The 8153-nt window shown below is 39.8% G+C and carries 1 protein-coding gene; it reads right to left on the bottom strand.

What is annotated here, in order from left to right; translation table 11 throughout:
• Window positions 1-563: 563 nt before the first annotated feature.
• Window positions 564-8141, bottom strand: coding sequence for an amino acid adenylation domain-containing protein (locus ABH960_RS17000; RefSeq protein ID WP_404446893.1), 7578 nt, complete (start codon window positions 8139-8141; stop codon window positions 564-566).
• Window positions 8142-8153 lie beyond the last annotated feature (12 nt).

Below are 8153 nucleotides of genomic sequence, written 5' to 3' on the forward strand. Positions count from 1 at the left end.
TATTTTTCCATCAGCAATAAACATTTAGAACTAGACATCTGGCGAACTACGCCAAGTCATTTATCAAGGGATCTCAAATATTCATCCAAATCATCGCGAAAACGATGTACAAGGAATAGTAAATATTACCGTGGCATCTATTCACCAGTATGGCTCAAAAAATGGTAAACAGTATCGGGTTAGCCATCGGATGTTGAACCTAAGACAAATAAGATGCCCGCACAATTCTCTTTCCCTATTTTCTAGTTTATATTTACCAATTTCGACCTACAATAATAAGTCAATTGTGGTAAGATGTGTTTATTCTAGTTTAGCTTTTACAACCCAATCTAGTATTATGATTATTGTAAGATGATTGAAGAGGAGCTAGTGTGCTAAAGAGACAAATGAATTATCCTTTTTAAGAATACATAAGCCGACAACTAGATTGACTAAGCTTGGTTAGTCATATTAGCTGTCGGCTTACTTTTATCCTTTTCTCTATCAAAAGAACTAGTTCTCTATTTCGCATCTTTATTGTGCAAAATTAAATCACAACCAACAAAACGACATGACAAACCCTCTCACTTCGTTTCAAAAAAAGTCAACTTACCCAATTCTTCCTCAGTAAGTCCTTCAATTATTTCAATGCTTTCCAATATCTTATCTGCAATCTGAGATTTATTATTGTCCACCTCAGGCATGATCTGCTGAAGCTCTCTAGCCATTGCAGAAATCGTTGGATTGTTAAAAATAGACTTGAAGGGCAATTCCGCACCTGTTCTTTCCTTAATCCGATTCAACATTCTCGTGACCATTAACGAGTGTCCTCCATAACTAAAGAAACTTTCATTGACGCTAAGCTTTCCCTGCTCTATATCTAATAGCTCAGCCCAAATGGAAAGCAGCAGTTCTTCAGCCTGATTTTCAGGTCCAGCAAAACGCTCTAATGAATGCGAAGTTTCTTCAGGCATTGGTAGTGCCTTTCTGTCTATCTTTCCGACCTGATTAAGTGGTAGATTACGCATTAGAACGACCTTAGATGGAACCATATAACTCGGTAGATGTGACTCTAAATAAGTAAATAGCAATTCTTCTATTTTTTTAGGTCCCATATACTTCAAATCAACTTGACTGTGATGCAGATTTGCAACTTCAGTTCCTGCACGTTTCGCAATAAGATTACACAGCCCGCTACCCATCCCATTTTTCTTAACAGGTACCACACTCCACTCAAATCCCTTTGTTCTAAGACAATCTTCAATCATACTAATCTCATCAAGTTTAGAATTAACCGTAATCATCAATTGATTGATTTTTCTCCAATCCTGTTCATCAATTCCATCCATTATTTCAAATCCGCAATGATTAACATCTATTCTTAATAACGCTATCGAAGTCAAAGCATATTTTCGGATTTGATCAGAAATTGTCGTTAAGGATACGCCCACATCCTGTTTTTCTAAATGTTTGTCTATAAGATCATGACTTAAAATATGTTCATCCCGTTGTTTGAATTCTGTAAAATCAATCCATCGTTCCATGATGCCGGTTTTCGTGTCCCATTCCATTGGTTTCCCCGACATCATAGAGCAATCTGGATAATACTCAAACTTAGTTTCTCTTATAGAGTTTGAAAGTCCAGCCTGAACAGGAATGATCGTATTGCCACCAATCATTCTACTGTTTTTTCTCAGGATCTCATAAATAGCAGGAATCGGTTCAAAAGAATAAATTTGCAAGCCATCCATCTTGGATGCCAAGCTAAGACTAAACATACCGATGTTAGCTCCTACATCGAATATACAATCCCCTTCCTTAAGAGTAATATCAGGTAGCGGTTCGATGAAATGGTCTCGATAAAGTAAATCCGTCTCCTGTCTATTGAAACCACATACCTCCATCCCGTTTTGAAGTTCATATAAATCTTCATGAAGCAATTGCCCCTCTTCCAACATTGAAAGAATGCTATAGCAAGCTGATGCCACTCTTCCTTCAATGGCAGGATAAGCCACCAATGCTTCTTCACCTTTTATGATTTCGGACTTCACTACAACAGTATCGTGAACAGCAGGATATTGATTCAGATGGTGTTCAATCTCACCCAATTCTATCCGGAAACCACGCATTTTCACTTGAAAATCAAGTCTACCTAAATATTCGATATGACCATCCGGTAACCACCTAGCCAAATCTCCAGTTCGATATAACTTGGTTCCTATTTCAAAGGGGTTATCGATGAATTTCTCCTGAGTCAGTTGATCATTGTTAAGATATCCTTTCGCTAAACCCGCACCAGAAATACACAATTCACCTAGAATACCAATTGGTGTTGAATTACCATTTCTGTCAATTATATACACTCGAGTATTAGCAATAGGTCTACCAATTGGTGTGTTCGTCCCGGAAAAATGACTTCCAGAACAAGAGTAATAAGTTGCATATATCGATGCTTCTGTTGGGCCATAGATATTCTCTACTTTCACATGTTTAAACATTTCAGTTGTTTGAACGACAAGTTCTTTTGGAAAGGCTTCACCTGCGACCATCAAATATTTTAATGGACAGTTAGCCAAGAATTCTTGGTTACCCTGTGCAGAATATACAAATTCCCGAAGCATCGAAGGAACAAAATTCACATGGGTCACCTTATATTTTTCAATATGCCTGAAGATCTCATCTGACGATTTTTCATCTCCCGGTGGTAGAATAACCAAATGTCCTTTACCCATAAACCATCCAAATAACTCTGAAACAGATACATCAAAGATATAGTTGGTCTTCAGCAGATAGGCATCATTTTCTTTAACAGGGTACATCTCCTCAAGGAAATTAAGGGTATTCATGACACTTTTATGCGTAATACATACTCCTTTTGGATTACCTGTTGTCCCTGATGTATAAATAACATAAGCAAGATCATCGCTCGTAACAGTTGTAACATGATGCGTATGGTTTGGCTCCGAAATTGTCCATGATGCTCTATCTTCTAGGTCGATAATGGGAGTCTGATAAGTTCCTCTATGCGAGTTGCGAAGACGATCTAGTACCCTTCTCATTCTCTGTTTATATTTGCTCTGCGATAACACAACACTTACCTTGCTATCGGCAAGTATGTGGGTTAGCCGCTCTTCCGGTAACTCTGGATCTATAGGAATATAAGCTGCCCCCGATTTCAACACACCAAGCAACCCAATTATCATATCTATGGATCTTTCTGCTATGACGGCAATACAACGGTTGGATTCCACACCTCTTCGTATTAAAAATTGGGATAGTTCTGACGTAACCTGATGGAGTTTGCCATAGGTCATAGATATATCCCCATATACAATTGCTGTACGATCCGGATTCTCTTGAGCGCGACGATCAAACAATTGGTGAATGCACCGTTCGTTCGGATAATCGCGTTCAGTATTATTCCAAACTTCAATGAACTGTGCTCGCTCAGAATCAGGGAGAATATTCATCGATGAGACGAACGTTTCAGTGATTGATTCTTCCGCCATTGCATTGACTATTCCTACAAGGGCGTTCTCAAGATAGCAATGAATGGACTCACAAGAAATCGGTTGAACAGCTTGAACATCAACAGAGAATTCATCGCCTTGATCATCAATTGACACAAGAAGTGGATAATTCGTGCGCTCAACGACACCAGTAAGAGATTGAATTCCGAATGTTACGAGTTCTTCTTCATCGATACGCTCATTAGAATCCATGTGGCGGAAGTTCATTAATGCGCTAAATAGTGGTATATTGCTATCTATACCAGAACAACTTTGGGCAAGGGACAACGATGCTTGTTCGTAACGAATGAGTTCTCGTAATGCTACATCTGTTTCTTGCAATAATTCTCTTACTGACTTATTAAAAAGTTGCACACGCATAGGCAATGTGTTTATAAAATTACCTAACATTCGTTCGGTTCCTTGAATCCCTTGCAATCGCCCGGATAGCACTGTCCCAAAGACAACATCATCTTTTCCCGAACACATGGAGATTACGATTGCCCAAGCCGCATGAAAAACGCTGGCAGGACTTAGTCGCATCCGTTTCGCAAGTGCACGAATACTGTTTGATAAATATGTAGAAAGAGACCTTCGCATATCTAGAATACTGCGACCATCACCATACACATTTACTATCCCAAAAGGTATTGTTGGCTCACTCACATCACCGAGTGTTTTCTCGAAATACGCTTTCATACCATCAGAATTCATCTGTTTGATGGTATATCCGATAAATTCTCTATAAGGTGTGAGATTACCGAGACTGCTTTCATTTCCTTTCAAATAGGCAACTACTTCTGAAAACAAGAAACCTAAAGATGTCGCATCATCTATGAGATGGTGCATATTGAATAACATGTACCACATGCCTGTTTCAGAATCACACGCCGCCTTCAGCTGTATCAGTGGTGCCCGGTGAATGTTAATATAGTGAGGCCCATGCAGCATACTTCGAATGTATTGCTGAGCATCCACTCCATGAGGTGGTGTGAACGTCTCTAGTACTAGGTTGGCCCGTTTGCACACTACCTGAACAGGTTGAGCTATACCCTCGCTTACAAACATCGTTCTTAATATATCATTTCTATCGATTACACCCTGTAACGCATAGACAAATTCATCAAGCCGCCTTCTGTTTTTAAATGAAAACAATCCGGAAAGAACATAAGGGTCGTTTTCTTTGTCCATCAAATGATGAAAAAGAATACCCTCCTGCAATGGTGCGAGTGGATATATATCCTGAATGTTCGCAGCCCCCCCTGTTACGGTAGCCACAATTCGCTCAATCTCCTCTTCACCAAGTGAAACGAGCGTGAGCATATCCGGCGTAATCTGCGTACAATCCGCAGGAATCTTGTTTGGTGGAACAACATTGTTTTTTACTTCTAATGTATTCTCGATTTTCACCGCTAAATTCGAGAGAGTAGTTGCTTCAAAAACGGTACGTATATCTACAGTCAATCCTTGAAGCTGAAGGCGAGCTAGTAGTTTGGGAATAAGTAGCGAGTGACCACCTAGAGCAAAGAAATTATCATTCACTCCAATTTTCCCCTTTTCAAAACCAAGAATCTCTGTCCAGATATCAACTAGCAGTGCTTCATTATGCGTTCGCGGTGAAACATAGGCTTGTGTTATATAGTTGTTACTGTCAGGTGCAGGTAATTTTGAACGATTTGCTTTCCCATTAGTCGTGACAGGAATTTCGTCAAGTATGACAAACGCACTTGGAATCATATAATCAGGCAGTGACTTTTTAAGAAATTCACTCAACTTAACTCCCTGCATTTTTTTGTCTTGAACACGATCAGATAAGACTATATAAGCAACAATTCGCTGTTCACCAGGAGAATCTTCGCGGACCATAACTAAAGAAGATTCTACCTTCTCAGCGTCATTCAATTTCGCTTCAATTTCGCCAAGTTCAATACGAATTCCACGAATCTTGGTTTGATCATCATTGCGTCCGTAATATTCCAAGCTACCGTCTTTTAGCCAACGAACGATATCCCCTGTCTTATACAAACGCTCTCCTTGATTCGTCGAGAAAGGGTTCGAAATAAACTTCTCACGGGTCAACTCCGGGTTATTCAGATACCCCCTAGCCAGACAGTCTCCACCTATAAAGAGTTGACCACGACATCCTATAGCTTGAGGAGAACCGTAATCATTTAACACGTAGAGTTTAACATTTTGAATCGGTTTGCCGATTGGAACAGAATTCAATTTATTCTGTTCTGAACAATGCCAATGGCTCACGTCAATCGCCGCTTCCGTAGGTCCGTACAAATTATACAGTGGAGCGGAATTTAACGTATAATGTTTGAGTACAAGGTCTGGTACCAAAGCCTCACCGCTACAAAATACACGTTGAATCGTACGGCATTCACTCCACTCCTTCTGCCCCAGAATAATCCTAAACATGGAGGGAACAAAATGCAGTGTAGTCACAGCAGTGGATTGAATCAACGAAATCAGATATTCAGCATCTGTATGACCATTAGGCTTCGCAAGAACCAATCTTGCTCCTGAGATTAATGGTAAGAAAAATTCCCATACAGATACATCAAAGCTATAAGGTGTTTTTTGCAGGATTACATCGGATGCATTGATCTTGTATTCTTTTTGCATCCAGTCGATCCGATTTGTCAACGCCCGATGCTCTACCATAACCGCTTTGGGTAGTCCGGTAGATCCTGAAGTATATATGACATAAGCAAGATTGTTAGTTTCTAATCCAATCTCATTTCGAAACACATTTGAAATAGGTTGATCGGTAAATATTCCTTCCCTTCCTGACAATTCCTCACCTGTATCCAGAAAGATAACATCTATGTTTTCCAAGGAGAGAGAGCTTGCTAGATAAGATGATGTAAGTACCCTCTTTACACCTGCATTTTCTAGCATGTACCTTATACGTTCAACTGGAAAAGCAGGATCAATCGGCATATAAGCGCCTCCCGCTTTAACAATTCCTAGCAAACCGATTACCATCTCAAAGGATCGCTCTACACAAAGCGCAACGACCGTATCCGTTCTGACGCCTGATTGACACAAATATGCGGCCACCTGATTTGCTCGCTCGTTCAGTTGTCGATAGCTCATTTTTTCCCCTTCAAATTCTAAAGCAATCGCTTCAGGATTTGTCATAGCCTGTTCCTCAAATAGTTCATGTAAACAACGCTCCGAAGGAAATGAGGAACTTGTACGATTCCATTCTATTAACACCTGGTTACGTTCTTTATTTGCCAGATAGTTATAGCTACCTATGGGCTTATGGGGATTCTCAATTACTGCTGAAAGAAGGACTTGGTAGTGATTCATCATCGATGTAATATCCTGTGTATCAAATTGATTTGCATCATATTTCAAGCATAATGCAAAACGATCCTCTTCTTCATACACCTCCAGCGATAGCTTAAACTCTCCTTCCTGACCAATCTCCTCAATAAACTCTATTTCGCCCAGGGCTGGTGTATCCAAGGAGAACTGAAACAAACCTTTGTTCTGATAGGTATAGATGATTTGAAATACTGGAGGCACCTGTGCATTTCTCTTAATGTTCAGATCCTGAATCATACACGGGAATGGATACAGCGAGTGATCCATTGCTTCTGCAAGAGCATAATTCAACTCGGCTAGATAATCGGAATAAAATGCATCTTGGTCCACAACCTTACGTAACGGCAAAGTATTTACAAAATATCCCACCGCTTGATAGAACTCCAACTCTGGTCTGCCCATCGTTGGAATTCCAATGATCAATTCATTCTCTCCAGTATATCGTTGCAGCAATGATTGGAATAGGGAAAGGAAGAACGCTGCAGGCTTGACATGGTGTTTTGAACAAAATAAATTTATGTCACTGCTTTCGGTATCCGTAAGCTTTACTGCAGAAGTTTCTCCTTTAGCCCTAGCCCTGCCTTCATTTTGTTTTTCAATATCGAGATTCAAAGATGGAAGTTCCCCTTCGAGTTTAGACAACCAATATTGCCTGTCTTCATCACTTCTCTTACCGGAAAGGTAATTCTGTTCCCATTCAAGAAATTCCCCATATGTTATCTTTTCACTCAGTTCAACGTTACCGTTATTCTTTACAAGAGCTTCATAGATTGAAAATAGTTCCTTCAGAAATACAGGAGTTGACGCTCCATCAAATACGAGATGATGAACAACAAACAAAACAACATGCTCAGTTGAAGAAACGCTATAAACATGCATTCGAATGAAAGAATCGCGAGCTAAATCAATCGTTTTTTTCTTCTCTCGATTTAGTAGTGATATTAACTCGTCCTTACCCAGTTCTCCGATTACGGACGATAGAAATGATCCAGGGTTGAAGGGTTGGGGTACCAAATAAGGTACCCCCTCTTCTTCAACAACGACACAAGCGAGTTGATTATGTCGGGTAACAACCTGACCGAATGCCTGTTTCAGTTTCTCCATATTTATATGGTTACGAACCCGAAAGCATATTGGAATGTGATACACGTCAGATTCAGGTTCAAGTTTGTGCAGCATCCACAAACCTTTCTGCCCTTCTGACAAAGTGTATCTTGAATTTTCTTTATCTAACTCTTGATAATAAGCCAATACTTCCTCAGCGGTATATTTTCCACTTTTGAATCCCATCAAAAGTTCATTTTCATTCATTTGCTAAACTCC

Origin of the sequence: Bacillus sp. RC252 (assembly GCF_044909215.1) — a bacterium.
GTDB lineage: Bacteria > Bacillota > Bacilli > Bacillales > Bacillaceae_G > Bacillus_A > Bacillus_A mycoides.

What these genes read in the sequence shown, in the direction of transcription:
- ABH960_RS17000 (WP_404446893.1), bottom strand. Translation starts at nt 8,141, where the DNA reads ATGAATGAAAATGAACTTTTGATGGGATTCAAAAGTGGAAAATATACC.